Origin of the sequence: Streptomyces solicavernae (assembly GCF_029968095.1) — a bacterium.
GTDB classification, from domain to species: Bacteria; Actinomycetota; Actinomycetes; order Streptomycetales; family Streptomycetaceae; genus Streptomyces; species Streptomyces solicavernae.
Genome location: NZ_JASCIR010000036.1, coordinates 1 through 25,772 on the forward strand (window position 1 = coordinate 1; position 25,772 = coordinate 25,772).

The window sequence follows — 25,772 nt, forward strand, 5'->3', positions numbered from 1 at the left end:
ACAAGGGCCTCCGAACTCCGCGCCGAAACAAGCCACGGCACCACACCCGACACATTCGACACACCCGCAACCTCGACAGAAGACTCCTCGACCGGAGCCTCCTCAACCGGAACCTCGGCCGGGCCCCCGACCGGAGCCTCCTCGACCACGACATGAGCGTTCGTACCTCCCATGCCCCAGGACGAGACCCCGGCAAGCCGACGATCGGCTCGCCGCCCGGTGTCCCACTCCTCAAGCTGCTGCTGCACCTGCACCCTGAGTTCGGTGAGCGGGATGTCGGGGTGGGCGCGCTCGAAGTTGAGGCTCGGCGGCAGCTGCCGGTGGGTGAGTGCCAGAAGTGCCTTGAGCAGGCCGACGATGCCCGCCGCGCCTTCCAGGTGCCCGACGTTCGTCTTGGCCGAGCCGACCCGCACCGGCTGGTCGGCGGGGCGTCCGGTGCCGTAGACGGCGCCGACGGCAGCCGCTTCGATCGGGTCACCGACCTTGGTGCCGGTGCCGTGCAGCTCCACGTAGCCGACGTCTGAGGGGTCGATGCCCGCCCGGCGGCAAGCGGCGGCCATCACGGCTTGTTGTGCCTCGCGGTCAGGGGTGGTGAGCGTTGTGGCGTCGCCGGAGTTGTTGACGGCGCTGCCTCGGATGACGCCGCGGATCGGGTCGCCGTCGGCGAGTGCCGCAGCGAGCGGTTTGAGGACGACGAGGCCGCCGCCTTCTCCCCGTACGTAGCCGTTGGCGCGCTCGTCGAACGTGTAGCACCGGCCGTCGGGCGACATGGCGCCGAACTTGCTGGTGCCGATGGTTCCTTCGGGCGCCAGGTTGAGGTTGACACCGCCCGCGAGCGCGATGTCCGACTCGCCACGGCGCAGGCTCTCGCAGGCCAGGTGGACTCCGACGAGGGAGGAGGACTGGCCCGAGTCGACGGTGAGGCTGGGACCGCGCAGGCCCAGGGTGTACGAGACCCGGTTGGCGATCAGGCTGCGCTGGGTGCCGGTGAGGGAGTGCCGGTCGATGGCGGAGCGACCGCCCTGATGAAGCAGGAGTTCATAGTCGCTGCTGATGGCTCCGACGAAGACTCCGGCCGCGGTGCCGTGCAGGGTGCCGGGGACGATACGGGCGTTCTCCAGGGCCTCCCAGCTCAGTTCGAGCAGGAGCCGCTGCTGCGGGTCCATGGCGGCTGCTTCCTTCGGTGAGATACCGAAGAACTCCGGGTCGAAGTGGCCGACCCGGTCGAGGAAACCGCCCCACTTGGTGCTCATCCGGCCAGGCAGCGACGTGTCCGGGTCGTAGAGGGATTCGGTGTCCCAACGGTCTTGCGGAGCCTCGGTGATTCCGTTGGCCCCCTCCCGCAGGAGGGTCCAGAACGCGTCGGGGTCCGGTGCCCCGGGAAGCCGACAGGACAGGCCGATCACCGCGATCGAATCGTCCTCCGCAAGGGCGCCGGTGGCCCTGCTCACCTCAGAATCCATCATCTCCGGGCTCCGCTCGTACTGCGTATGTGTCGAATCGGGGGTTTATCGAAGGGGCTCCCGACGCTAGTAGAGGTGTTTCAACGCCTCACACATTCTTCGGTAATCGGCCGCCCCGCAGGGCCGGGAAGAGCGGTCGATTACCGTTCAATTGACCTCTGATTAACGGGTGTTGGAACGCCCGTTCCCCGACGATTCTCGATCGCCAGTACGGTCCAGGAAGCAGGTGTTTTCCCGGCGAACAGCACGCGGGAAACCGCGTCCGAATGGAGCTCCAGGACATGACAGTCGTGCATGAACGTCCCGAGACCCACGGGCATTCGGCAGAAATGCATGCCCTCTATGAACAGGCGAGGAACGGCCCGAGTCGTGCAGCTACCGACGCCCAGCATGCCAAGGGAAAGCTGACGGCCCGCGAGCGCATCGACCTCCTCTTCGACGAGGGCACCTTCAACGAGGTGGAGACACTGCGGCGGCATCGGGCCACCGGCTTCGGACTTGAGGCGAAGCGACCGCACACGGACGGCGTGGTCATCGGCTGGGGCAAGGTATTCGGCCGGACCGTCTTCGTGTACGCGCACGACTTCCGGATCTTCGGAGGCGCCCTCGGCGAAGCACACGCGGAGAAGATCCACAAGCTGATGGACCTCGCGGAGGCCGCCGGCGCCCCGGTGGTCGGGCTGTGCGACGGGGCCGGCGCCCGGATCCAGGAGGGCGTCACCGCACTTGCCGGGTACGGCGGGATCTTCCAGCGCAACGTACGCAATTCCGGGGTGATTCCGCAGATCAGCGTGGTCCTCGGGCCGTGCGCGGGCGGTGCCGCCTACTCGCCCGCGCTCACCGACTTCGTGTTCATGGTGCGTGGCACCGCGCAGATGTTCATCACCGGGCCCGATGTGGTGCAGGCGGTCACCGGCGAGGAGATATCGCAGGAGGGGCTCGGCGGCGCGGACACCCATACCTCTCTGTCCGGGGTTTCCGGATTCGCCTACGACGACGAGGCGAGCTGTTTGGCGGACGTCCGGCACCTGCTGTCCCTGCTGCCGCAGAACAACCGGGAACAGCCCCCGGCGGAGCAGTGCGACGATCCGGCCGACCGGCGCACCGAGGAACTGGCCGAGCTGGTGCCGGCCGACCCGAACCGTTCGTACGACATGCGCAAGGTGATCGAGGAGATCGTCGATGACGGCGAGTTCTTCGAGGTGCACGAGAACTGGGCGACGAATGTCGTGTGTGCGCTGACCCGGCTTGACGGGCAGGTGGTCGGGATCGTCGCCAATCAGCCTGCGGCGCTGGCCGGTGTGCTGGACATTCCGGCGAGTGAAAAGGCTGCACGGTTCGTCCAGACCTGTGATTCCTTCAACATCCCGCTGGTGACCCTGGTGGATGTTCCCGGGTTTCTTCCGGGGGTCGACCAGGAGCACGGCGGAATCATCCGGCACGGCGCCAAACTTCTCTACGCGTACTGCAATGCGACGGTGCCTCGTATTCAGCTGATTCTGCGCAAGGCGTACGGGGGCGCGTACATCGTGATGGATTCCCGGTCCATCGGCACCGACCTGTCGCTGGCGTGGCCGACGAACGAGATCGCGGTGATGGGCGCGGAGGGTGCGGCGAACGTCATCTTCCGCCGGGAGATCGCGGCCTCCGACGATCCGGAGGCCACCAGGGCCGCCCGGATCAAGGAGTACCGCAGCCAGTTGATGCACCCGTACTACGCGGCGGAGCGCGGTCTGGTCGACGATGTGATCGACCCGGCGGAGACCCGGATTCGGCTGATCAAGGCGCTGGACATGCTGCGCGCGAAGAGTGCGCCGCTGCCGTCGCGCAAGCACGGGAACCAGCCCCAGTGAGCGCGGCCGTCGGCAGCGCGCCTCCCGGCACCGTGGGTGCGGCCATGTTCCGGGTCGACAAGGGCAACCCGGACGCGGTTGAACTGGCCGCCGTGGTGGCGGTGTTGTGCGCGCGTGTCGCGGCGCCGGCCGCGGCTGTCGCCGAAGATCCCGCACAAGGGCCGGCCGCCGCGCACTGGCCGCGGCGCGTGGGCGGCGGCCGGCCCGCAGCGGTGGGGTGGTCGGGTGGATGCCCCGGCGGCGCGTGGCGGCCCGGCCTGTGACCGGGTCGTGCCCCTCGACAGGACAGCAGAACAGGAAGGCAGGCGGAGCGGTGAGCAAGAACGTATTCGACTACGTCATCGTGGGCGCGGGTTCCGCGGGCTGTGTGCTCGCCGCCCGGCTCTCCGAGGACCCGGCCGTGCGGGTGGCGGTCGTCGAGGCGGGCGGTCCGGACACGAATCCGGACATCAAGGTCCCGTATTCCTTCTTCAAGCTCATGGGGACCGACGACGACTGGGCGTTCCGTTCCACCCCACAGTCAGGAATGGCCGACCGTGAGATGTTCTGGCCGCGCGGCCGGACGCTCGGCGGGTCGTCCTCGGTCAACGCCCAGATGTGGATACCGGGTCACAGCGAGGACTACGGGCCCTGGGCCGAGGCGACGAAGGGCCTGTGGTCGTGGGAGGCGGTGGAGCCGTACTTCCGCAAGTCCGAGCGGTGGGCGGGCGATCCGGGGCGAGGCGCGAGCTACGGCACCGAGGGTCCGCTGTGGATTTCCGAGCCCCGTGACCCGGACCCGACGACGGAGCGCTTCCTGGACGCCTGTGCCGAGGCCGGCCTGCCGGAGCTGGTTGACGGACTCGGCGGCGCCGACCACACAGGCTGCGCGGTCACTCCGCTGAACCAGCTGCGTGGCGAGCGCTGGAGCGCGGCCGACGGCTATCTCCGCCCGGCCCTGGCACGCGACAACCTCACTGTGCTCACCGGCACCCAGGTGCGGCGCGTCCTGCTGAAGGACGGCCGGGCCACTGGTGTGGAGACCGACCGGGACACGTTGAGCGCCCGGCGGGAGATCGTGCTGAGTGCGGGCACCGTCGGCTCTCCGCACCTCCTGATGCTGTCCGGCATCGGCGACCCCGAAGAGCTGCGTCGGGCCGGGGTCGCTCCCGTGGCCGCGCTGCCGGGGGTGGGCCGCAACCTCCAGGACCACCTCACCCTGAACCTGCTCATGGAGGCGACGGTGCCGGTGCCGCTCGCCGACGCGTACACCCCCGCCAACAGGCTGCGTTACGAGCGGGACCGGCTCGGCCCGCTCACCTCGAACATCGCGGAGGCCGTGGCGTTCTTCCGGGGGGACGGCGGGCCCGGAGCCCCGGACCTGGAGCTGATCTGGGCGCCCATCCCGTTCACCGACCACGGAACCGCGGTGCGCCAGGGGCTCACCCTCGGCGTGATTCTGCTCCAGCCGCAGAGCAGGGGCCGCATCACCCTCGACGCAGCCGCCCCCACGGCCGCACCGCTCATCGACCCCGGCTACTTCACCGCCGAGGAGGACCTGCGCGTGTTCCTGTCGGGTCTGCGGTTCGCGGAGCGGCTGTTCACTACAAAGGCGCTGGCCCCGCTGGTCAGCGGCCCGATGGCGCCGTGGCCCGGGACGGTCGACGACGCCGGGCTGGCCAGGACGGTGCAGCAGCACGGCGACACGCTCTACCACCCGGTCGGCACGTGCCGGATGGGCGGAGCAGACGACGAGCAGGCCGTTGTCGATCCGTATCTGCGGGTGCACGGGGTGACCGGGCTGCGTGTCGCCGACGCCTCCGTCATGCCGACGATCACCCGCGGGCACACGCACGCCCCGGCCGTGATGATCGGTGAGCGGGCGGCCGACCTGATCCGAGGCGCACGGTGACGGCTGCCGGGCGGGGTACGGACGCCGCCTGGTTCCGGGAGCTGTCGGCAGGCGGTGCCGCGGGACTGCGGCTCTACTGCTTTCCGCACGCCGGGGGGTCGGCAGGCGCCTACGGTGGGCTGAGCCGGGCGCTGGCCGGGCGGCGCGGCTCCGGGGGGCGGCGGATCTCGGTGGCGGCGGCGCAGTATCCGGGTCGCCAAGACCGCTACCGGGAGGCCCCGTTGGAAGACCTCGGCCGGATCGCCGATGTGCTCGCGGCGGAGATCGAGGAACGCGGCGAACAGCCGTACGCGCTGTTCGGGCACAGTATGGGCGCCGTCATCGCGTACGAGACGGCCCGTAGGCTCCAGCGGTCGGACGCCGGCCCCGAGCGTCTCTTCGTATCGGGGCGCGGCGCCCCCTCGAAGGGTGCCGCCCCCGGTGACCAACCGGCCGGCGACCAGGCGCTGTTGACGCAGGTGCGCCGACTGGGCGGCACCGGGGGACGGGCTCTGGCGGACCCCGAACTGATGCGCATGGCCTTGCCGGCACTGCGCGCGGATTACCGTGCGCTGCGCTCGTACGCCTGGGTGCCGGGCGAGGCGCTGCGGTGTCCGCTCACGGTGCTGATCGGCGACACCGACCCGACGGTGACCACCGAAGCGGTCGCGGCCTGGCGGGAGTTGGCGACGGGGGCGGTCTCGATGCGCATGTTCCCGGGCGGTCACTTCTATCTCGATGCCTTCACGGAGGAACTGGCGGAGCTGGTGTCCGACGCACTGCCGGAAGCGGCCTGGACGTAGCCGAACGCGGAAAAGCACAGCTGAAGACAGTACGTCTCCGGCGGCCTCAGCATTCAGTTGAGGCCGCCGGAGACGTTGACTTTTCCACCCGCGCCCTCCTGCGCGAATTCAGGCAACGACCCAGTAATTCCCGGTCCTTTCAGGCAGGTTCGCGATTGCGCGGGCGCCCGGGCGCCCCGTAGCGTCTCCCTCATGCAAACAGAAAGGAATTCGCCGGGCCTCTCCATGCCTGCCGGGGAGACCACTCACCGAAACACCGTCACATCCCCACTCGAATTCAATCCGGACGATGTCTTCGTCGATCTCACCCCGTCCTTCCAAAGGCCTTTCTTCCTCAAATGCGAGGGCTTCAACTTCGCCGGCTCGGTGAAGGCCAGGGCGGCACTGAGCATGGTCGACGGCGCGGAGGAGATGGGCCTGCTGCACCCTGGTTCCACCCTCGTCGAGTCGTCGTCGGGCAGCCTCGGTGTGGCGCTGGCCGCCCTGGCGGCTGAGCGCGGTTACACCTTCGTCTGTGTGACCGACTCCCGCTGCACCGACCGCCATCTGCGGACCATGAGGTCCTACGGCGCCGAGGTCGTGGTCGTCACGGAGCCCGATCCGGTCGAGGGCCTGCTCGGCGCACGCATCCGCCGGGTCCGTGAGCTGTGCCGGAGCACTCCGGGGGCCCTGTGGCTCAACCAGTATGCCAATGACGACAATTGGCGCGCCCACTACCGCAGCACGGGACCCGCCATAGTACGGGCCTTTCCCGAGGTGGACTTCCTGTTCATCGGCGCCGGCACCACCGGTACGCTCACCGGCTGCGCCCGCTTCTTCAAGGACATCGGGCACCCGGTGCGCATCGTGGCCGTGGACAGCGTCGGCTCGGTGACCTTCGGCGGCCCGGCCGGCACCCGGCACATTCCCGGCCTCGGGACGGGACGACGCCCGGAAATCGTCGACGAGAGCGTGGTCGACGAGGTGCTGATGGTTCCGGAGCGAGAAGCGGTGCGCATGTGCCGATCGCTTGCGCGCCGCGGCTATCTGCTCGGCGGTTCGACCGGGACCGTACTGGCCGGGGCCCGGCAGCGGCTGGCCGAGGAGAACCCCGGTGCGCTGGCCCTCGGCATCTCACCCGACCTCGGGGAGCGCTACCTCGACTCGGTCTACGACGACGCGTGGGTGCACAGCCGGTTCGGCACCATCACGGACGAAGATCCGCTCTCGCCCGCCGGGGCAGCGGAGTTCGTGCACGGCTAGGTCGAGCGCGGCCTCGTCCGCCCCGCCTCTCCTTCCTTTCCGCGCTCCCCCGTCCCTCTTCCCTCCTCTTCCCTCCTCTTCCCTTAAGAACCTCGATTTCAGGAGACTCCCATGCCCGCACCCGAATTCTCTGTCATCGGCGGCAAGGCCGTCCACGAGGTCCTCGCCGGAAACGAGCCGCAGATCCTCGATGTGGTGCGCGCCGCCTACCTCACCCACGGCGAGGGCCGGACCGTCAATCCACCGAGCTACTTCCTGCGTTTTCCCGACCGCCCCGATTCCCGCATCATCGCCCTGCCCGCGTCCCTCGGCGGCGGAAGCGCTGTCGACGGCATCAAGTGGATCTCCAGCTTCCCCGGCAACATCACCAACGGACTGCCCCGGGCCTCGGCGGTCCTGATCCTCAACGACCACGCCACCGGCTACCCGTTCGCGTGCCTGGAGAGCTCCATCATCAGCGCCACCCGCACCGCTGCCTCGGCGGCACTGGCCGCCGCCGAGCTGCACCGCGACCGGGAGCGTCCCCGTAGCATCACCTTCTTCGGCACCGGCCTGATCGCCCGCTACATCCACACCTATCTTCAGGGCACAGGCTGGGAGTTCGACGAGATCAGCATCCACGACAGCAGCCGGGAGTACGCGGAGAGCTTCGCCCGCACCCTCGCCGACCGTTCGTCCGCACGCATCACCGTCCGCGACTCCGCCGAGGACGCCCTGCGCGCCTCCGAGCTGGTCGTCTTCGCCACCACCGCGGGCACCCCGCACGTCCACGACTCCTCGTGGTTCGACCACAACCCGACTGTGCTGCACGTATCGCTGCGCGATCTGAACCCGGAGATCCTCCGCGGTTCGTTCAACGTGCTCGACGACATCGAGCACTGCCTGAAGGCCGACACCTCTCCGCACCTGCTGGAACAGGCCACCGGCAACCGTGACTTCGTCGACGGAACCCTCTACGACGTCCTGCGCGGCACCGTGACGCCCCCGCGTGACAAGCCCGTCATCTTCTCCCCGTTCGGCCTCGGCGTCCTCGACCTCGCTGTCGGTGCACATGTGTACGCGGAGGCCACCCGACTCGGACTCGACCAGCCCGCGCCCGGCTTCTTCCACGACCTCAACCGCTACGCGTAAGCCGCGCCTGGCGCCACGGCACCCGACGCACCACCGTCAACGCCCCACGCCCACCATTGCGAAGGGAACCTCCCATGTCCCACCCCGTCGTCCTCATCTCGGATCCCCTGCCGACCCGGCTCACGGCCGAGCTCAACGAGGACTTCGAGATCCGTCAGTGCACGGGGAGCAATCGCGCCGCCCTGCTCGCCGCCGTCCCCGAGGCCGAGGCACTGATCATCCGCAGCGCCACCCGCGTCGACCAGGAGGTGCTGGACCACGCTCCGCGGCTCCGGATCATCGCCCGCGCCGGGGTGGGCCTGGACAATGTCGACGTCGATGCGGCCACCCGGGCCGGAGTGATGGTCGTCAACGCCCCGGTGTCCAACGTGACCAGCGTCGCCGAGCTGACCGTCGGGCTCATCCTGTCGATGTTCCGGCACCTGCCGGCAGCCCACGCCTCCGTACGGGCCGGTGAGTGGCGGCGCGCGGACTTCCAGGGTTCCGAGCTGAGCGGCAAGAGCATCGGCATCCTCGGCTTCGGCAGGATCGGCCAGCTGGTCGCCGAGCGGCTCGCCCCGTTCGAGGTGGAGCTGCTCACCCATGACCCGAACGTCACCGCCGAGTTCGCGTTCGCCCAGGGCGTGGGGTGGATGCCGCTGGACGAGCTGATGTCCACCGTCGACGTGCTGACCGTCCACGTGCCCCGCACCCCGGCCACCACCGGACTGATCGGTGCGCGTGAACTGGCCCTCGCCAAACCGTCGTTGCGGGTGGTGAACACCTCCAGGGGCGGCATCGTCGACGAGACGGCGCTGGCGAGCGCGCTGGCCGCGGAACGGATCGCAGGCGCGGCCCTCGACGTCTTCGAGACCGAGCCGCCCACCCACTCGCCGCTTCCGCACCTGGACTCCGTGGTGTGCACTCCCCACATCGGCGCCGGCACCCGCGAGGCCCAGGACCGCGCGGCGTCCACCGTGCTGGGTGCCGTCCGCAACGCGTTCCTCGGACTGCCGGTCGGCGGGCTGGTGAACCCGGCGGCCACCGCTGCCCGTGCCGCCACGGTGACCGTCTCGTGAGCCGGGCCCGCAACTCCCGCGCCGGGCTTGCCCTGGCCGCCGCTTCCGCCTTCGCGTTCGGCGGCTCGGGGGTCGCGGCCAAGCCCCTCATCGAGTCCGGTGTCGACCCGCTGCACGTGGTCTGGCTGCGGGTGGCAGGCGCAGCGCTCGTGATGCTGCCGCTGGCCCTGCACCACAGGTCGGCGGTGCGGCGACGGCCGGGTCTGCTGCTCGGCTTCGGGCTGCTTGCCGTCGCCGGCGTGCAGGGCTTCTACTTCGCCTCGATCTCCTACATCCCGGTGGGTGTGGCGCTGTTGGTGGAGTATCTGGCGCCGGCGCTGGTGCTGGTGTGGGTGCGCTTCGTGCAGCGCAAGCCGGTGACGAAGGCCGCCGCGGTGGGGGTGCTGCTCGCCGTGGGCGGGCTGGCCGGGGTGGTCCAGGTGTGGTCGGGGCTCGCCTTCGACCCGCTGGGCCTGCTGCTCGCGCTGGGCGCTGCCGCCTGCCAGGTGGCGTACTTCCTCCTCTCGGAGAAGGGCAGCGAGGGAGACGCCTCGGTGTCGCCGGTCGCCATCATCTCGTACGGGCTGCTGATCGGCGCCGCGGTGCTCACCGTGGTGGCCCGGCCCTGGCAGCTGGACTGGTCCCAGCTGAGCGGGCAGGCCGTCCTGGGCGGCCAGGAGGTGCCGGAGGCAGCCCTGGTCGGGTGGATCGTGCTGGTCTCCACGGTGATCGCGTTCCTGACCGGTGTGGTGGCGGTGCGCAGGCTATCGCCGCAGGTGGCCGGGGTGGTGGCCTGTCTGGAGGCGGTGATCGCAACCGTGCTGGCCTGGGCGCTGCTCGACGAGAGGCTGGCGGCTCCGCAGATCGTGGGCGGGCTGATGGTGCTGACCGGCGCGTTCATCGCGCAGAGCGCGACCCCGTCCGCCACGGACCGGCCGGCGCAGCGCCGGGACACGGAATCGGCGGGTACCCGGCCGGAGTCGGAGCCGGCACTGCAGCGGGTGGGCTGACCCGTCCGCGGCACGCAGAAGGGGCGTTGGCCGGCCGACCGGTCAACGCCCCTTGCCCGTGAGCCACTTCAGCGGATGTTGCCCGCGACCCTGGTCGGCGTGACCCGCACGACGACGAGTTGGTCCGCCTCGGGCACATTGCCGGGGCTGAACTCCGCGTACACCTTGCCGCTGTACTTCACCGACAGCTCATCGAGGAGCTTGGCGGCGTTCTCGTCGGTGAACTCGGCGAGGCCGCTGATGGACGCGTAGCTGTAGGGCGCGTCCGAGGGGTTGATGAGGACGGTCGTCCGGGGGTCCCTGCGGAGGTTCTTCTCCTTGCGGGTGCCGTAGGAGGTGACGAAGAGGATCTGGTCGCCGTCGGCCGTGACCCAGACGACGGTCAACTGCGGGCTCCCGTCGGGTTGGAGTGTCGCCACGGTGCCGAACACGGGCGAGTCGAGGAGCTTCTTGACCGGCTCGGGGAGGGATACGGGCATGGGTGTGCCTTCCTTCTCTGGTTCTCTGCTTGCTGTGTCTTGCGGCTCAGGAGCTCTTCGCCGCCGTGTCCGGCTGCGGCCGCAGGAAGGCCAGGGACGTGACCACGCCCACGGCGAGGAACGCGACCACGACGATCACTCCGAGGTGTACACCGGCGACGGTGGCCTCCTTGGCGCCCACAGAGCCCTTCACGGTGGCGATACGGCCGGTGGCGATGGCGCCGATGACCGGGGTGCCGAGGGTGAGGCCGACGAGCTGAGCCGTGGTGGCGAGGCCACTGGCCGCGCCCTGAAGGGCGTTGGAGAGGCCGTTGGTCGCCGCGATGGTGTACGAGACGACAGCCATCATGTGGCCCCAGCCGGCGATACCCGTACCGACGAGCAGCACGCCGAGGTCGCCGTCGGCTCCCAGCAGGAGCAGTACGGCGGTGCCCGTCGCCTGCACGGTCAGCCCGACGCCCAGGGTGGTGCCGGGGCCCCAGCTCCTGACGAGGTGCGGCACCAGCGGTCCGGCGACGATCATCGCGCCGCCCAGAGAGGCAAAGCAGAGGCCGATCTGGAGCGGGTTGAAGTCCATCACCTGGTGCATGTACATCGTCATCAGGAAGACCACCGAGGTGATCATCGAGAAGGTGACGAGCCCCGCGAAGTTGCCCCAGCCGACCGAGCGGCGCTTCAGTACGTGCACGGGGACCAGCGGGGACGCACTGCGCGTCTCGATCACCACGAAGGCCACCAGGAGTGCGACGCCGACGGCGAGGGACAGCAGCACGACCGGGCCGGTCCAGCCGCTCTTCTCGGCCTCGGTGACGCCGTAGATCACCGCGAGGAGTCCGGCGGAGACCGAGACGGCGCCGGGCAGGTCCAGGCTGTCCTTGCCGGAGTTGCGGGACTCGGCGACGAGCAGCAGCGTGAGAGCGATCGCGACGATGCCGAACGGCACGTTGATGAACATCGTCCAGCGCCAGTCCAGCGATTCGGTGATGACCCCGCCGAGGATCACGCCGGCCGTGAACCCGAGGGAGAGCAGGGCGCCGTTGATGCCCAGCGCCTTGTTCCGCAGCGGCCCTTCGGGAAAGGACGTGGTGAGCAGCGCGAGGCCGGACGGCACCAGCATCGCTGTCGCCAGGCCCTGGCCCACCCGGGCGGCGAGGAGCAGCGCCGGGTCCTGGGCGAGACCACCCGCGAGCGAGGTCACGGTGAACAGGGCGAGCCCCGCGAGGAACCACTTGCGGCGCCCGTACAGGTCACCGGCTCGCGCGAAGAGCAGCAGGAGACCGCCGGAGGGCAGCGCGAACGCGGTGATCACCCACTGAAGGCTGGACAGTTCAAAACCGAGCTCCTCTCCGATGGTGGGAAGCGCGACGCTGACGATCGAGAAGTCCAGCGCCGCCATGAACTGTGAGGCGCACAGCACGGCGAGAATCCACCAGCGCCGCGCACCCATGCGCTGCGATTGCGGCTCCTGATGTTCCTGGAGGGGGGCGGCTACCGCGCTTTCGTGCTGTGCGGTGTCCGATGAGACAGTCATCTCTGGTTCCCTGACTTTCTGTGTGAGGAGTGAAACGAGGCAGGGGCAAGGGAAATGGCCGGAAAATGGCAGGGCGGAGCGGCCCGTGAAGTTCCCTGTGGCGGGGAAATCGGGCAGGGCTTCTGTTCAAGCCACACTTCTGCCGAGCAGCGCGTATTCGATACGGGTGCAGGGGAGGACGAGCGCCGGGTCCTGGTTGAGGATCGCGACCTCAAGTCGGCGCAGTTCATGGCACGGCTCCAGGCCGTACCCCTCACGGAGCGCGGTCCGTGTCGACTGGTAGACGGCGAGTGCGTCCGCCTGCCTGCCGCATCGGTAGAGGGCGAGCATCAACTGTCCGCAGAGCCGCTCCCGTTGGGTGTGGGCGCGGGCCGTCGGCTCCAGCTCGGCGAGGACGGAGAAGTGCCGTCCGCAGGCGAGCTCCGCCTCGAAGTAGTCCTCCAGGGCGGCCAGTTCATGGCCCTGCACGGCGGCGAGTTCGGCGCTGTTGATGCCCGACTCGCCCAGGTCGGCGAGAACAGGCCCCTGACACAGGTCCAGGGCCTGGCGCAGTACGAGGGAGGCCTGCTCCGGTGACCCGGCCGCGAGTGCTGCCCGGCCCTGTTCGACGAGCCGCTGGAATCGGTGCAGGTCGACCCGGTCGGTGTCGAGGCACAGCTTGTATCCCGGCGCCCTGGTCAGCAGGAGCACCCGGTGCTCGGACGGCTCGGGGCCGCCCTCGCCGGAGGCGAGGAGGCGGCGCAGACTCCAGATCGAATTCTGTACGACTTTCCGGGCGGATGCCGGCGGCTGCTCGGGCCACATGGCCGACATGAGTTTGCTCGTCGACACGACGCGGTTGGGCTGGAGCAGAAGGAGACCGAGAACGGAGCGCTGCCTGATGCCGCCCAGCGGCAGGGGCCGGCCTCCCGCGACGGCTTCCAGTGGGCCCAGTATGCGGAAATGCATGATCCCTCACTTCGTATTCGAGACACAGAGGTGGACATTCCTGGCTCCCTGTCAGCGGCTCAGGGGAATCACGTAGGTAAATGAGTGGGCGGGTGGGGATTCACGCGGGCAAGGGGCGCCACGGGGGCGGCAGCCGGTATCCCGCATGCAGCGCATGGGCGGGAAGTTCCCGTACCGCACCCGGTGCGGACAGCTTGGTGCGGACGGCGACGGCTCCGTGGTGTCCGGGGCCGCATGCGAGATCCAGGACCGACCAGCCGACGGGTCTGCGGACCGGATCGGCACCGAGGTAATCGGACTTGGGGTCACGGTTCAGACCCGTCCCCAGTCCCTTGAGATAGGCCTCCTTGCGTGCCCAGATCTGCCCGAAGGCCGCCCTGCGCCCGTCCGGAGGCGCCGCCCCGACCTCCACCGCCTCCCCAGGGTGCAGGGACGGGGTGCACTGCTCCACGACCTCCGCTCCCGGCACGCGTTCCACATCGACGCCCACCCGCTCGGCCGCCACCGCGATCAGGACGAGGCCCTTGGTGTGGGAGAGGGAGAACTGCGGCTGCCCGGCGGGCCCGGCCAGGACGGGCCTTCCGTGCAAGTCGCCGCACCCGGAACACGGTTCGCGTACGAAGGCGACCTCTGCGGGAGCACAGCCGGTGTACGCGGCCAGGACGCGCCGCAGGGCGATGTGCGCCGAGCGGTAGAGGAGCCGGTCGGCGGGGGTGATGAAGGCGCTTGCCCGTGACCGTTCGTCTTTGTCCAGCTCGGAGGCGTCGACCAGGGTGGCGCCCCGCCCGGTCGAGGGCGGCCTGAGGAGCCACAGGTCCAGGAACGTGGTCATGGGTGCCACCGCCCCGGCCACGCCGGCAGTTCCCTTGCTTCCCACTCGGGGTCGTGCGTCGTGGCGGAGCTGAGCCAGGTGCGCCATTGCAGGACCCTCTTGACGCCCAGCCATCCTTTGACGAAACGGTCCATGATGGGCGGGGTCAGGGTCTCGGTCATGCGGCCCGCCCCCAAGCACTGGCGGCAGCACGCGAGTCGGCGTGCTGTTCTTCCCGCGCACCGTGCCGCCGGCTCGTCCGCTCGACGGGCCGCGCTTCCTCCTGTGTCCCGCCGCCCAGCACCCGATAGGAGCAGGCCGCACCCACGAGGGTCATGTGGCGGTGCCATCCGGGGTACGAGCGGCCCTCGAAGTCACGCATTCCGCAGTCGTCGAGCAGATGCAACGTCTCCTGCGCCGCTCCCGGGTGCGCGAGCAGCGGGACCATACGGTGCAACCGATGCTCGTCCGCCCCGGTCAGCCAGACCCGGTCCGGCCTGCGCTCCCCGGGGCGCCAGGAGCCGATGAGCCGCATCGGGCGCGCCAGGGCAGAGGTGTGCACGACGGCGGGGAGCAGGCGGAGTCCGGCGGCGCCTGGGGCGGGCAGCGGCTGGGCCGTGGCGGCGAGTTGTTCGGCCAGTCCTCCGGCGGTCGGCCGTCCGCCGCCCACGGCAGCGGCTCCCGCGCGCCTGGCACCAGGCAGCAGGACGGCGGACACCGGGGTGGTCAGGGGGACGGCGACGGCCGATTCGGCGTCGAGCGCGCCCAGTCCGGCCACCAGTTCCACGGCTTCGGCGACCGTCTCGGCCTCGACGGCCAGTGGAACGTCGAGCCCGGCGCCGTCGGCGTAAGCGGCCAGGTCCAGCAGGAGGCGGCCCGGTGTGTGGGCCCGAGTGGCGTCGGGGATGCGTACGCGACGGCGCAGCGACGCGTCGTCGACCCAGTTCTCGGGGAGGTAGAGGCGCCAGTCGACGGGGACCGCGCCGCGGTCGGTGAGCAGGAAGAGGCTGAGGCCCAGTTGGCAGCTGATGGTACGGCCGCTCGCCGCGTCGAACCTGCGGTGCACTCCGGCGGAGCAGTTGCCCCGCTTGGGCAGCGGGATCCGAGCCAGGGTCAAGCCCCGCGCCCCGGCATGCTCTCGGCACCAGTCGAACAGCTCCCTGCGGACCGCGTTCCAGGGCCAGGTGCTCTCGTTGACGACCTGGTGGAGGGATTGCGGGGCGGTGTGTGAGGCGGAGACCGAACGGCCCATGTTGCGGACGGACTTCTTGCCCGGGGTGTCCAGCAGCCCCGAGACGTAGGAGGCGGCCCAGCGGCGCTGATCGGCGCGCGGAAACTCGCGGAAGAGCCGGCGGGTCAGCGCGTCCAGCCCGCCGTCCGCCCCGGTCTTCCTCAGCTGCGGCCCGGTGGCGGGTTCAGCCGTGTCCGGTCGGTCGGGCATGTCAGCTCTCCTCTCGTGACGGGTCCGCGTAAGCGACCTTCAAAAAAAGAATAACGCATTTTTTTTATTTTTCTCCGCGAGGGAGCCGCCGGAGACGACTTAGCCATCTCGCCCGCTCGTTCGGGCACGAGCAGGGGCCCGCAGAAGAGGACTTGCCAAGAAGGCAGTGGATGCCCGCGCCTCGGGACCCGCCCGGGGAGGACCGGCAGTAGCTTCGAACGAGGCGTACTGGATCTCCAGGTCCGCGCCGGAGGACCCCTTGGGAAGAGAAGGGTGGGGACACCATGGTCAAGCAGGAGCGAGCCCTGCTGACGCGGGACCGCATGGTCCGGGCAGCGGCTGACGCGTTCGCCCGCCAGGGTTACACCGGCACGTCATTGCAGGACGTGTGCCGTGGAGCCGGTGTCTCCATGGGAGCCCTCACCTTCCACTTCGCCAGGAAGCGCGACCTGGCGGCTGCGGTCACCGAGGTGGGGACGGAGACCACGCGCCAGGCCATCGACCGGGTCCTGCACGCGACCGACGACCCGCTGCAGTCGGTCGTCGCCGTCACCTGCGAGCTGGCCGATCTGCTGGCCAGTGACGCCGGCGTGCAGGCCACCAGGCAGCTGGCGGAGCCGGCTGCGGACTGGGACGACATCTGGATGCCCACAGTGCGGCTACTGCTGTTCGAGGCCGAGCAGCAACAACTCCTCGACTCGGCGGTCAAGGTCGAGACGCTGGTACGCCTGGCCTCGCACCTCGTCCACGGTTCGGCGTCCTCGCTGCGCGGTACGGAGCAGGGCGAGCACCGGGCGACCGAACTGTCCCGCATCTGGGCGGCGGTGATACACGGCATCACCGCACCCACGGTCCGGGCCATGCGGCGCCGGCGCGAGCCGGAGCGGGCATGAGACAGGTGTCGCCCCGGCCGCTCCCACTCCACGCAGAACCGCAGGCGACACCCGCCCCGGCCCCGGCCCGAATGCGGCGCCGACATCGCGGCCCCGCACCACTGCCCGGCTCAGACTGCCGTGCAGCCGCCGTCCACCGGGACGGCACCGCCCGTCACGAACGACGAGCGGTCGCTGCACAGCCAGGCGGCAGCCTGGGCCACCTCGTTCGGGTCGGCCAGACGTCGCTGAATGGCGCGGTTGCCCCCGGTCCACTCCGATTCGGGGATGCCCCGGTAGGCCTCCTCCATCAGCTCCGTGCGCGTGCTGCCCACGACCAGGGCGTTGACCCGGATCCCCCGGTCCCCGTACTCCGCAGCCGCCGACCTCGTCAGCCCGAGGACCGCGTGCTTGGCGGCCACGTAGGGCGCGAGCGCTCCCGTGGCGAACACCCCCGCCGTACTGGAGGTGTTCACGATCGCCCCGCCTTCACCGCGCTCCAGCATGACCCGGATCTGACTGCGCAGGCAGTTCCACACACCACGTACGTTGACGTCCATGATCTGCTCATAGACCTCGTCGTCCGTTTCGTGCAGCTCGGTGCCCCTGGCACCCCAACCCGCGTTGTTGAACGCCGCATCCAGACCACCGAAGCCGTCCACGGCCGCCTCTACGGCCCGTGCGACGTCGTGCGGAGCGGTCACGTCCCCGGTGACCGCCACCGCACGCCCCCCGGCGGACTCGATCTCCTCGGCCACCGCGAGGAGTTGCTTCTCCCTCCGTGCCATCAGGACGACCGCCGCGCCCTCGGCCGCGAAGAGCCGCGCGGCGGCTGCCCCGATCCCGCTGGACGCCCCCGTGATCATGGCCGTCTTGCCTTCCAGAAGTCCGGAAGCGCTCGCCGCATGCGTACCGTGCACAGAAATCTCCACTCTTGAGTCCCCCTGGCCATTCCTTGATCGTTTACGGTGCCGGGCACCGTACCGCCCCCCGCGCAAGCGGCGGTTACGGCACGGTTGCGGTTCACTGATGGCGGCCGGTCAGCGTGCGCGGAAACGGTCCGCGTGATCCGCCGCCCACCGGGCGAAGTTCGCAGGCGCCCTGCCGGTGACGGCGGCAACGGTCCCTTCGACCGCTGCCGAGGCGCCGGCAGCCCGCCGCTGCGCGCCCTGCAGAAGAGCCCGGGCAACCTCATCCGGGAAGCGCCGGCACCATCGCGCAAACGCCTGTTCTTCCGTCAACTCCTCGAAGCGGATGGGGTGTTGCAGCACTCCGGCGAGTTCCTCGACCTGCTCCCGTACGCTGATGGGCTCCGGGCCTGTCAGGGCATAGGTCCGCCCGGCGTGCTCCGCGCCGTGCAGGGCCTCGACGGCCACGGCCGCGACGTCGCGGGGGTCCACGCACGCGGTGCGGTCCGCACCGCCCAAGGCTCTGACCACGCCCTCGTCCCGGATCGAAGCGGCCCAGCCGAGCGCGTTCGACATCGGCGTACGCATGCGCAGCACCGTCCAGGACAGTCCTGAGTCACGCAGCAGTTCCTCGCTCCGCCGGTTCCAGCGAGCGACCAGATCGTCTGCCGTCGGGTCGGCGACGGCGGTCCAGGAGATCTTCACTGCATGCCGCACCCCGGCAGCCTTCGCCGCGGCCAGAATGTGCTCATCGTGCTCGGGGCGCAGCGGGTTCCCCGTCACCACGAACAGAGCCTCGGCCCCTGCCAAAGCCCGCTCCAGGGCGGGGACATCGCCGTAGTCGGCGGCATGGACCTCGCCGGGCAGCCCCATCCGGGCGGCCTTGTCCACATCACGCACCACCAGCCGCACACCGCTCTCCCCGGCGAGCGCGCGGGCCACTTCACACCCCACCGCCCCCGTCGCCCCGGTCACGGCAATCCGCATCGGAGCCATCACAGAGCCCTCCCGCGCGCCTCGCCCAGCTCGATGCGCCGGACGGCGCTGGGCACCGCGACCGCCGGAAGCAGGAACCTCCAGGTCTCCACGATCCGGTCGGGCAGATCGACCCTCCCGGACTCCATCTGCGAATGCATCTGCGCGCCGGTGCACGCATTGACCAACAGCCGGGCCAGCACGGAGACATCGACCGAGGCCCTCAGCTCACGCCTGCCCGCCGCCTCGGCGAGCTCCTCCGCCAGGACGTCCGACCACTGCCCGTGGGAGTTCTCCTCGGGAGGGATGAACTGCTCCTGATCCATCACCAGACGCGCACCGGCCAGCAGCAACGGGTCGTCACGCATCTGGTACGCCCAAGCCAGGGTGATGTCCACGGCCCGCTGGAGCCCCACGGACTCCAGCGGCACGCTCACCCGGCCCGGCTGCATCCGGACGATCTCCCGGGCGAGCGCGTCCTTGTTCCTGAAGTGGAAGTACATCGCCCCGAGCGTCAGTCCGGCCCGTTCAGCGATCTTCGCCACACTCGCCCCGGCGAAACCCGCCTCGGAGAACACCTCCGCCGCCGCTCGCACCAGAACAGCCCTGGTCCGCAGGGCTCGTTCCTGCTTCACAGTCCTCTTGTCACCGCCCGCGTCGGGCACCTCAGTCATCACGGTCCTCCCTCGACAAAAAAAAGAATACTCTCTATTTTACAGCCATGGGTGCTCCGGCCACAGGCCCGAGCGCCACGCTTGCCTGCATTCGATGTTCCATGGGGAGAGAACTCGCAATGGCTTTCACCGTCACCGACGCTCCGACCGTTCCCACCAGCGCGCCTTCCGCAGTGACCACGCGGTTCGTTCGCAAGACCGACCCGGCCGAAGCGCTTGTCACGAGCTGGCGCGCCATCTCGGACACCGAGCACGTCGTGACCGCCGCATGGCCGCGCACACACAGCTTCTACGCCCCGGACACCGACTTCTACAGCCCCCTCCTCTACACGGAAAGCATCCGGCAGGGGCTGGCCGTCCTCTCCCACACGGCGTTCGGCATACCCCTCGACCACCGCCTCGGCTGGGAGTCGTTCAGCTCCACCGCCGTTCCCGCAGCACTGCGCAGGACGTCGGAGCCCGTCGCCGTGGATCTGCAGATCACCCACACCTCCGTCACCCGGCGCCGGCTCGGCTCCACCCATCTGACCGCGCATATCGAAGCCACGCGCGACGGCGAGCACCTCGGCACCGCGGACATCCGCTACGTCACCCACCCCGGGGCCATCTACAACCGGCTGCGCGGCCGGTACGCGGACGCCAAGCAGGCATTCGCGACCGCCCTGCCGCACGGCCCCGCCGTCTCTCCCTCCCTGGTCGGCCGGGACGACGAGCGCGATGTCGTCCTCTCCCCCACCGAGGACCCGTACCGCTGGCAGCTGCGGGCCGACATCAGTCACACGGTGCTCTTCGACCACCCGCACGACCACATTCCCGGGATGGTCATCCTGGAGGCGTTCAGCCAGGCCACGCAGCTGCTCTCGGCCCCGTACCGGACGCTGCCCGTGGCTTTCGACACCACCTTCCGCCGCTACGTGGAACTCGACCAGCCCTGCTGGATCACCGCCGAACCGCTGACCGAATCCGACGTGCGGCTCACCGCGGTCCAGGGCCAGCACCTGGTCGCGTCGACCATCGTCACCACCGAGCCGGTCTCCGGCCGCTGACGGACCGCGAACCCCGTCCCTGAAGCCGCAGAGCGCACCGCTCCTTGAGTCGGTGCGCTCTCCGCGCGCAGCCAGAGCGGCAGGTCGTCGCCCTCAGCGGGGACGGCGGTTGCAGCGCCGCCGTCCTCACGGCCCATTTCGCCGCGTTCAGGGTGGGGAAGTACGCCGTCGTTCACCCGCGAGACGACGCCTTCGGTAACGCCCGCCACGCGAAACTCACACCTGAGGTACCCCCGGGATGCGGCAGGTGGTGACAGAGGGTCAGATGGTTCTCATGAGAGGAGCATCGACCATGGCTGCACCCAGGAAGTACTCGTTGGAGTTGCGTGAGCGGGCGGTGTCGGCGGCCGGTCCTTAGCATCCGGGCAAGCGCTGCCTACGGATGAAGGCTCGGAGGGTGTCATGCACAGTTCGTCGGCTGAACCTCTGCGGAGGGACCGTTCGCGGCTTGGTCACCAGGTGCGGTACGCGCTGCGTCATCCCCGGCGTGTGCTGCCCCACCTGCGCCGGCTTGCGCGCAACGGCTGGCTGCGGCTGCGACATCGCGGGGGGCACATCGCGTACTACCGGGCGGTGATGGCGTCGGACACGGCGAGGAGTGCCGAGGCGGCGGTGGGTGGCCGGCCGTCGCACGCACGCTGGCTGGCCCTCGGGCAGATGCAGTACGACTATCTGGTGCGGCACGGGCTGAAGCCGCAGGACCGGATGCTGGAGATCGGGTGCGGGAATCTGCGGGCCGGGTGGCGGTTCATCGACTATCTGGAGCCCGGCAACTACTTCGGGATCGACATCTCGCCGGACATCCTCATCGAGGGGAAGAAGACCCTCGTCCGGTACGGCCTGCAGCAGAAGGTGCCGCATCTGACGCCCGTCGCCGATCTGACGCTCGACTTCCTTCCCGACGCCTACTTCACGGTGGTGCACGCCCACAGCGTCTTCTCCCACTCGCCGCTGGAGGTCATCGATCAGTGCCTTGCCCACGTAGGGCGGGTATTGGCTTCCGACGGCTTCTTCGACTTCACCTTCGACCGCACCGAGGGCACCGAACACCAGGTGCTCGGCGAGGACTTCTACTACCGCACCGGGACGTTGATCCGCCTTGCCGAAAAGCACGGTCTGGCCGCCCGGTTCATGGACGACTGGGAGGCGCTGCCGCACGGCCAGTCCAAGCTCCGGGTCACGCATCCTGGGAGCGGTCGATCTGACGCTTCACGGTGAGAGCGCCCTCAGACCTGCCCGAGAACCGCCTTGCGGGTGCTGGGCGTGGATGACTTCGCACTGTACGCAGACGTCTACGGCACGCTGCTCGTGGATGCCGCCACACGGCTGCGGATCGAGTTGTGCGCCGGACGCGATGCCGAGCGCGCCGTCGTGAGTCGAGGCGTTTGAGGAGAGGTAGCGGGCTGTGTCCCGGCGGCGGACCGTCCGGTACGCCTGCTCGATGCGTTTTGCAGGTTCCTCTTGGCCGGTGTGCGCCGCCTGGTGGCGCCCGCCACATCGTCGGCTCCGCCCGGGCCCTGCCACGACCGCCCCCGTCCCAACCCCCCACCGCCCCCGGCACATTCCGGTCGCGGGCACTGTGTGCCACCCCTGGGCTGTTCCGTCGGGGGGCGTCTGCTCGGCAGGCTCGGTGTGCTGACCCCTCTGTGACCGTCGACGTCTCGCATCCCACCGGGAGAGAAACCAATGGATATCCGGCAGCTTCGAACCTTTCACCGAGTGGCCTCGCTGGGGAGTTTCACCCGGGCGGCCGCCGAGCTGAACTACGCGCAGTCGAGTGTGACCGCGCAGATCAAGAGCCTGGAGGCGTCCCTGGGCAGCGAGCTGTTCGAGCGGGTCGCCGGGAAGGTCAAGCTCACCCCGGCCGGTACGCGTCTGCTCCCGTACGCCGGGCAGCTGCTTTCGCTGGCGCACGAGGCGCGCGGGGTGGCGTCGCCCGACGCGCAGCCCGAGGGCCTGCTGACGATCGGCACGATGGAGAGCATCACGTCCTACCGGATGCCGACTGTCCTGGAGTACTTCCACCACCGCTACCCGCGTCTGCAGATCTCGCTGCGTCCGAGCCTGTGCGCGGAGACGCTGCACGCGCTGCGACAGGGTGTGTTCGACGCGGGTTTCCTGATGGAGGCCGAGACGCAGCACTCCGGCGTGCACAGCGAAGTCCTGGGCGTGGAACCGCTGTTGATCGTCGCGGCGCCGGGTCACCGGCTGGCGGACGCGGCGAAGGTGGACACCGACGAGCTGCGGTCCGAGTCGGTGCTCGCGCCGGAGGCCGGCTGCGCGTACCGGGAGCTGTTCGAGGCCGAGTTGAACGATGGTACGGGCGAGCCGGTGCCGTTCCTGGAGTTCGGCAACGTCGAGGCGATCAAGCGGGGCGTCGGGGCGGGCCTCGGCATCAGTCTGCTGCCTCGGATGACGGTCGCCGACGAGCTGGCGGCGGGCTCGCTCGTGCCGTTGGCCTGGGAGCCGCCGTTCGAGCTGTATACGCAGCTGGCGTGGCGCAAGGGCTCCGCGCTGTCCCGGGAGCGCCAGGTGTTCGTGGAGCAGGTCATCGATTTCCTCAGCCACGAGTACCAGGAACTCTGATATCGGCGGAGCCGGCCTCGCAGAGCCCCGGAAGTTGCGTTCGCAGGAGCGGTCCGCATGCTGCGTATGAGTGGATTCAATGCATCCATAGGCAGCGTCGATATCGCCCATCTGGGACGTCGAATGGATCTCCTGGACTTCACCTCCGACACTGCGGAGACTTTTGGAGTCCCAGTTAAAGGAACAAGGAGAACCTCATGTCCCAGGTCATGCTCCCGGCGAAAAGGTTTGTCGTGTCGAGCGTGTCTTCCGATGCCCATATGTGGAATCTCGTCTTTCTTCAGCTGCTCCTTGAGGAGCAGGGTGCGCAGGTCACCAACCTGGGGGCCTGTGTTCCCGACGACCTCATCGTCGAGGAGTGCCGTCGTTCGCGGCCCGATGCCCTCGTCATCAGCACGGTCAACGGGCATGGCCATCTCGACGGTCTGCGGCTGATCCGCCGAATACGCAGCGATCCGGATCTGGCCGGTCTCCGGGTGGTGATCGGCGGAAAGCTGGGAGTGCGCGGCGCGGAGAACGTCGTATTCGCGGAGGAATTGGCGCTCAGTGGTTATGACGCGGTGTTCGAGGCGGACGGCGGAATGGAGAGTTTCCAGGAATTCCTGGGTACGCTCGACGCGCCCGCCGGGCAGTCCGCGCTCGCCGCAGCGGGGGTGGCCGCGTGAGCACGCCGGTCAGTATGCCGGGCGACGCGGTGGCCGCGGCCCGGGCCGGGGGGCGGTTCTCCCGCCATGTGCACCGGGCGCACGCCGAGGGCCGGCTCGTGGTCCAGCCCCGCATGGGCTTCGCCGATCTGGCCACGATGCGCGAGGGGCTGCTCGCGGTGCGGGGCGCCGACGCCACGGCGACCGGCACCGTCACCCTGGACAGCTACACCCGCGTCAACGATCACGACTCCGCCCGGCAGGCGCTGCGCACGGGCGCGGAGCTGAACGGGTTCCCGCTGGTGGCCCACGGCCCCGGCGCCACAAGGGAGTTGCTCGGCTCGGTGTCGGGTCCCGGCTTTCCGGTGCAGGTGCGTCACGGTTCGGCGCTGCCGTACCCGCTGTTCGAGGCGATGACGGCGGCGGGTGTCGACGCGACCGAGGGCGGCCCCGTCTCGTACTGCCTGCCGTACAGCCGGGCCCCGATCAGCGAGGCGGTCAAGGCGTGGGCGCAGTGCTGTGAACTGATCGCGGCGCAGCCCGATCCGATGCATCTGGAGAGCTTCGGCGGCTGCATGCTGGGCCAGTTGTGCCCGCCGGGTCTGTTGGTCGCCCTGAGTGTGCTTGAGGGTCTCTTCTTCCGTGAGCACGGCCTGAGCGACCTTTCGCTGAGCTACGCCCAGCAGACGCATCCGGGCCAGGATCTGGAGGCCGTCGCGGCGCTGCGGCGGCTTGCGGGCGAGCGGCTCGCGGAGGCCGACTGGCACATCGTGCTCTATACGTTCATGGGGGTGTTCCCGCGTACGTCCGTGGGGTCGTACCGCATCCTTGAGGAGAGTGTGCGGCTCGCGGTGCGCAGCGGCAGCGAGCGGCTGATCGTGAAGACGCCGGCGGAGGCCCACCGGATTCCGACGATCGCCGAGAACGTGGACGCCCTGGAGTTCGCCGCGTCCATCGCCCGCGACGAGGCGGCCCGCGGCTGCGATGCGGCGCCGGCCGAGTCGGGCGTCTACGAGGAGGCCCGACTCCTCGTGGACAGCACGCTGGAGCTGGCGCCGACCGTCGGCGAGGCGCTGATCCGGGCGTTCGAGCGCGGGCATCTGGACGTGCCGTACTGCCTGCACCAGGACAACGCCAACCGGTCGCGGGCGTACGTGGATCCGGCCGGGATGCTGCAGTGGGCGGAGGCCGGACGGATGCCGCTGCGGGTCGGGCGGGGCGCGGCGCGGCGGCCGGTCAGCGCGAAGGGTCTGCTGACGATGCTGGGGTTCAACGAACAGCGCTTCGACCGCGAGCAGTTGACGCACGGTCATCTGCGGGGCCTGCAGTACCCGGGGCGCGCCTCCCGGCAGGGCCTGACGTGAGCGGGCGTGCCGTGAGCGGGCGTGCCGTGAGCGCGCGTGCCGTGAGCGCGCGTGCCGTGAGCGCGCGGTCCCTGAACAGCTACTGCCTGAGCTTCCGTTCCGATCCGAGGAGCATTCCGTGAGCAGCACTCCCACTCTCGATGCCGTACGCGGCCGCGGCGCCCTGCGCGCCGTCGTCAGCCGGGGGATCCGCGGTCTGTCGCTGCGTGGCGACGACGGCCGCTGGGCCGGGCTCGACGCCGATGTCGCCCGTGCCGTGGCGGCCGCGGCGGTCGGCGACGGCGAGGCGGTCGACTGGGTTCCGGCCGATCCCGCCGACCGGCTCTCCCGGCTCGCCGCGGGTGAGGCCGAGCTGACGGTGTCCAACGTGAGCTGGACGCTCGGCCGTGAGGCGTCCCTGCCGGTGCTCTTCGCCGGTGTGACCTGTTACGACGGCGAGGGTTTCCTGGTCCGTGCGGACAGCGGCATCACCGCTCCCGAGCAGCTGGCCGGGCAGCGGGTCGCGGTGCAGGCGGGGACCACCAGCGCCGCCAACCTGGCGTCCTGGTACGGCAGGCGGGGCCTCGCCGTCGAGCCGGTGGCCTGTGCCACGCCCGCCGAGACCCTCGCCGCGTACGCCGACGGCAGGTGTGCGGCGTACGTCCTGGACCGGGTCGCTCTCGCCGGGGAGCGGGCGGCGCTCGCGGACCCGGGCGCGCACCGGATCCTCGACACCGCCATCTCGCGGGAGCCGATGGCGGCCGCGGTGCGCGACGACGACGCCGCCTGGTTCCGGCTGTGCCGCTGGGTGCTGCAGCTGCTCGTCTCGGCGGAGCATCACGTCGAGGAGGTCGGCGAGCGGGAGAAGGCGCTGGCCGAGGCCGCCGAGGCGGCGGGCCGGCACGGCCTTGCGGTCGGCCTCGACGAGAACTGGGCCGCCCGGGTCCTGGCCGCGGTCGGCACGTACGCCGACGTCTACGAGCGCAATCTCGGCCCCGCCACCGGTCTGAACGTGCCGCGGGGGCTCAACGCGCTGTTCACCCGCGGCGGCCTGCAGTACGCCGTGCCCCTGCACTGATCATCCGTCCCATCCGCCCCATCCACC

At 69.9% G+C, this 25,772-nt stretch carries 25 protein-coding genes; 16 read left to right on the forward strand and 9 right to left on the reverse strand.

Annotated features, from left to right (window positions below):
- Positions 1-1,466, reverse strand: a 1,466-nt coding sequence (locus QIS99_RS27775) for a type I polyketide synthase (protein WP_282516440.1), incomplete at its 3' end; no start/stop codon positions are given.
- A 278-nt stretch (positions 1,467-1,744) separates the two neighbouring features.
- On the opposite strand from QIS99_RS27775, the gene QIS99_RS27780 reads away from it, so the two are divergent.
- From QIS99_RS27780 to QIS99_RS27815, 8 genes are all read left to right on the forward strand, one after another.
- Positions 1,745-3,316, forward strand: coding sequence for an acyl-CoA carboxylase subunit beta (locus tag QIS99_RS27780; RefSeq protein WP_282516441.1), 1,572 nt, complete (start codon positions 1,745-1,747; stop codon positions 3,314-3,316).
- Positions 3,313-3,579 (forward strand): acyl-CoA carboxylase epsilon subunit, encoded by a 267-nt coding sequence (locus QIS99_RS27785; protein ID WP_282516442.1) that lies wholly within the window; start codon positions 3,313-3,315, stop codon positions 3,577-3,579. The genes QIS99_RS27780 and QIS99_RS27785 overlap by 4 nt, the downstream gene beginning before the upstream one ends.
- A gap of 50 nt (positions 3,580-3,629) precedes the next feature.
- Complete coding sequence (locus QIS99_RS27790; protein ID WP_282516444.1) at positions 3,630-5,207, forward strand: GMC family oxidoreductase; 1,578 nt, start codon at positions 3,630-3,632, stop codon at positions 5,205-5,207.
- Complete coding sequence (locus tag QIS99_RS27795; protein ID WP_282516445.1) at positions 5,204-5,989, forward strand: thioesterase II family protein; 786 nt, start codon at positions 5,204-5,206, stop codon at positions 5,987-5,989. Before QIS99_RS27790 ends, QIS99_RS27795 begins: the two co-directional genes overlap by 4 nt.
- A 225-nt stretch (positions 5,990-6,214) precedes the next feature.
- Complete coding sequence (gene sbnA / locus QIS99_RS27800; protein WP_282516490.1) at positions 6,215-7,231, forward strand: 2,3-diaminopropionate biosynthesis protein SbnA; 1,017 nt, start codon at positions 6,215-6,217, stop codon at positions 7,229-7,231.
- Positions 7,232-7,342: 111 nt separating this feature from the next.
- A complete protein-coding gene (gene sbnB, locus QIS99_RS27805; protein ID WP_282516446.1) occupies positions 7,343-8,362 on the forward strand; it encodes a 2,3-diaminopropionate biosynthesis protein SbnB in 1,020 nt (339 codons plus the stop codon).
- A 74-nt stretch (positions 8,363-8,436) separates the two neighbouring features.
- Complete coding sequence (locus tag QIS99_RS27810; protein ID WP_282516447.1) at positions 8,437-9,420, forward strand: hydroxyacid dehydrogenase; 984 nt, start codon at positions 8,437-8,439, stop codon at positions 9,418-9,420.
- Complete coding sequence (locus tag QIS99_RS27815; protein WP_282516448.1) at positions 9,417-10,409, forward strand: EamA family transporter; 993 nt, start codon at positions 9,417-9,419, stop codon at positions 10,407-10,409. The genes QIS99_RS27810 and QIS99_RS27815 overlap by 4 nt, the downstream gene beginning before the upstream one ends.
- Before the next feature lie 68 nt (positions 10,410-10,477).
- On the opposite strand, the gene QIS99_RS27820 is transcribed toward QIS99_RS27815, so the two are convergent.
- The 5 genes from QIS99_RS27820 to QIS99_RS27840 all read right to left on the reverse strand — a co-directional run bounded on the left by QIS99_RS27820 (position 10,478) and on the right by QIS99_RS27840 (position 15,619).
- The gene (locus QIS99_RS27820; protein ID WP_282516449.1) at positions 10,478-10,888 is read right to left on the reverse strand and encodes a PPOX class F420-dependent oxidoreductase; all 411 of its coding nucleotides are present in this window, start codon (positions 10,886-10,888) and stop codon (positions 10,478-10,480) included.
- Between the two features lie 46 nt (positions 10,889-10,934).
- Positions 10,935-12,419, reverse strand: a complete 1,485-nt coding sequence (locus QIS99_RS27825) for an MFS transporter (RefSeq protein ID WP_282516450.1) — start codon at positions 12,417-12,419, stop codon at positions 10,935-10,937.
- 126 nt (positions 12,420-12,545) lie between these two features.
- Positions 12,546-13,367 (reverse strand): AfsR/SARP family transcriptional regulator, encoded by an 822-nt coding sequence (locus QIS99_RS27830; protein WP_282516451.1) that lies wholly within the window; start codon positions 13,365-13,367, stop codon positions 12,546-12,548.
- A 100-nt stretch (positions 13,368-13,467) separates the two neighbouring features.
- A complete protein-coding gene (locus QIS99_RS27835) occupies positions 13,468-14,199 on the reverse strand; it encodes a 4'-phosphopantetheinyl transferase family protein (RefSeq protein WP_282516452.1) in 732 nt (243 codons plus the stop codon).
- A gap of 157 nt (positions 14,200-14,356) precedes the next feature.
- Positions 14,357-15,619 carry an IS701 family transposase gene (locus QIS99_RS27840; RefSeq protein WP_282516453.1) on the reverse strand — a complete coding sequence of 421 codons (1,263 nt, stop codon included), beginning with the start codon at positions 15,617-15,619 and terminating at the stop codon, positions 14,357-14,359.
- Positions 15,620-15,903: 284 nt separating this feature from the next.
- On the opposite strand from QIS99_RS27840, the gene QIS99_RS27845 reads away from it, so the two are divergent.
- Positions 15,904-16,512 carry a TetR/AcrR family transcriptional regulator gene (locus tag QIS99_RS27845; protein ID WP_282516454.1) on the forward strand — a complete coding sequence of 203 codons (609 nt, stop codon included), beginning with the start codon at positions 15,904-15,906 and terminating at the stop codon, positions 16,510-16,512.
- A gap of 110 nt (positions 16,513-16,622) precedes the next feature.
- Here QIS99_RS27845 and QIS99_RS27850 read toward each other — a convergent pair whose 3' ends face one another.
- The 3 genes from QIS99_RS27850 to QIS99_RS27860 form a co-directional block, all read right to left on the reverse strand.
- Positions 16,623-17,411 carry an SDR family NAD(P)-dependent oxidoreductase gene (locus QIS99_RS27850; RefSeq protein ID WP_282516455.1) on the reverse strand — a complete coding sequence of 263 codons (789 nt, stop codon included), beginning with the start codon at positions 17,409-17,411 and terminating at the stop codon, positions 16,623-16,625.
- A gap of 120 nt (positions 17,412-17,531) precedes the next feature.
- Entirely contained in the window at positions 17,532-18,386 is an 855-nt protein-coding gene (locus QIS99_RS27855; protein WP_282516456.1) for an NAD(P)H-binding protein, read from the reverse strand.
- A gap of 8 nt (positions 18,387-18,394) precedes the next feature.
- Positions 18,395-19,048: a ScbR family autoregulator-binding transcription factor gene (locus QIS99_RS27860; RefSeq protein WP_282516457.1), complete on the reverse strand. Its 654-nt coding sequence runs from the start codon at positions 19,046-19,048 to the stop codon at positions 18,395-18,397.
- A gap of 119 nt (positions 19,049-19,167) precedes the next feature.
- Here QIS99_RS27860 and QIS99_RS27865 point away from each other — a divergent pair, with 119 nt between their 5' ends.
- The 7 genes from QIS99_RS27865 to QIS99_RS27895 all read left to right on the forward strand — a co-directional run bounded on the left by QIS99_RS27865 (position 19,168) and on the right by QIS99_RS27895 (position 25,745).
- Positions 19,168-20,094: a ScbA/BarX family gamma-butyrolactone biosynthesis protein gene (locus QIS99_RS27865; RefSeq protein ID WP_282516458.1), complete on the forward strand. Its 927-nt coding sequence runs from the start codon at positions 19,168-19,170 to the stop codon at positions 20,092-20,094.
- Positions 20,095-20,496: 402 nt separating this feature from the next.
- The gene (locus tag QIS99_RS27870; RefSeq protein ID WP_282516459.1) at positions 20,497-21,312 is read left to right on the forward strand and encodes a class I SAM-dependent methyltransferase; all 816 of its coding nucleotides are present in this window, start codon (positions 20,497-20,499) and stop codon (positions 21,310-21,312) included.
- A 45-nt stretch (positions 21,313-21,357) separates the two neighbouring features.
- Positions 21,358-21,483 (forward strand): hypothetical protein, encoded by a 126-nt coding sequence (locus tag QIS99_RS27875; protein ID WP_282516460.1) that lies wholly within the window; start codon positions 21,358-21,360, stop codon positions 21,481-21,483.
- 297 nt (positions 21,484-21,780) lie between these two features.
- Positions 21,781-22,680, forward strand: a complete 900-nt coding sequence (locus QIS99_RS27880; protein ID WP_282516461.1) for a LysR family transcriptional regulator — start codon at positions 21,781-21,783, stop codon at positions 22,678-22,680.
- Positions 22,681-22,877: 197 nt separating this feature from the next.
- Positions 22,878-23,345, forward strand: a complete 468-nt coding sequence (locus tag QIS99_RS27885) for a cobalamin B12-binding domain-containing protein (protein WP_282516462.1) — start codon at positions 22,878-22,880, stop codon at positions 23,343-23,345.
- Positions 23,342-24,688 (forward strand): methylaspartate mutase, encoded by a 1,347-nt coding sequence (locus QIS99_RS27890; protein WP_282516463.1) that lies wholly within the window; start codon positions 23,342-23,344, stop codon positions 24,686-24,688. Before QIS99_RS27885 ends, QIS99_RS27890 begins: the two co-directional genes overlap by 4 nt.
- 118 nt (positions 24,689-24,806) lie before the next feature.
- The gene (locus QIS99_RS27895; protein WP_282516464.1) at positions 24,807-25,745 is read left to right on the forward strand and encodes a transporter substrate-binding domain-containing protein; all 939 of its coding nucleotides are present in this window, start codon (positions 24,807-24,809) and stop codon (positions 25,743-25,745) included.
- Positions 25,746-25,772 lie beyond the last annotated feature (27 nt).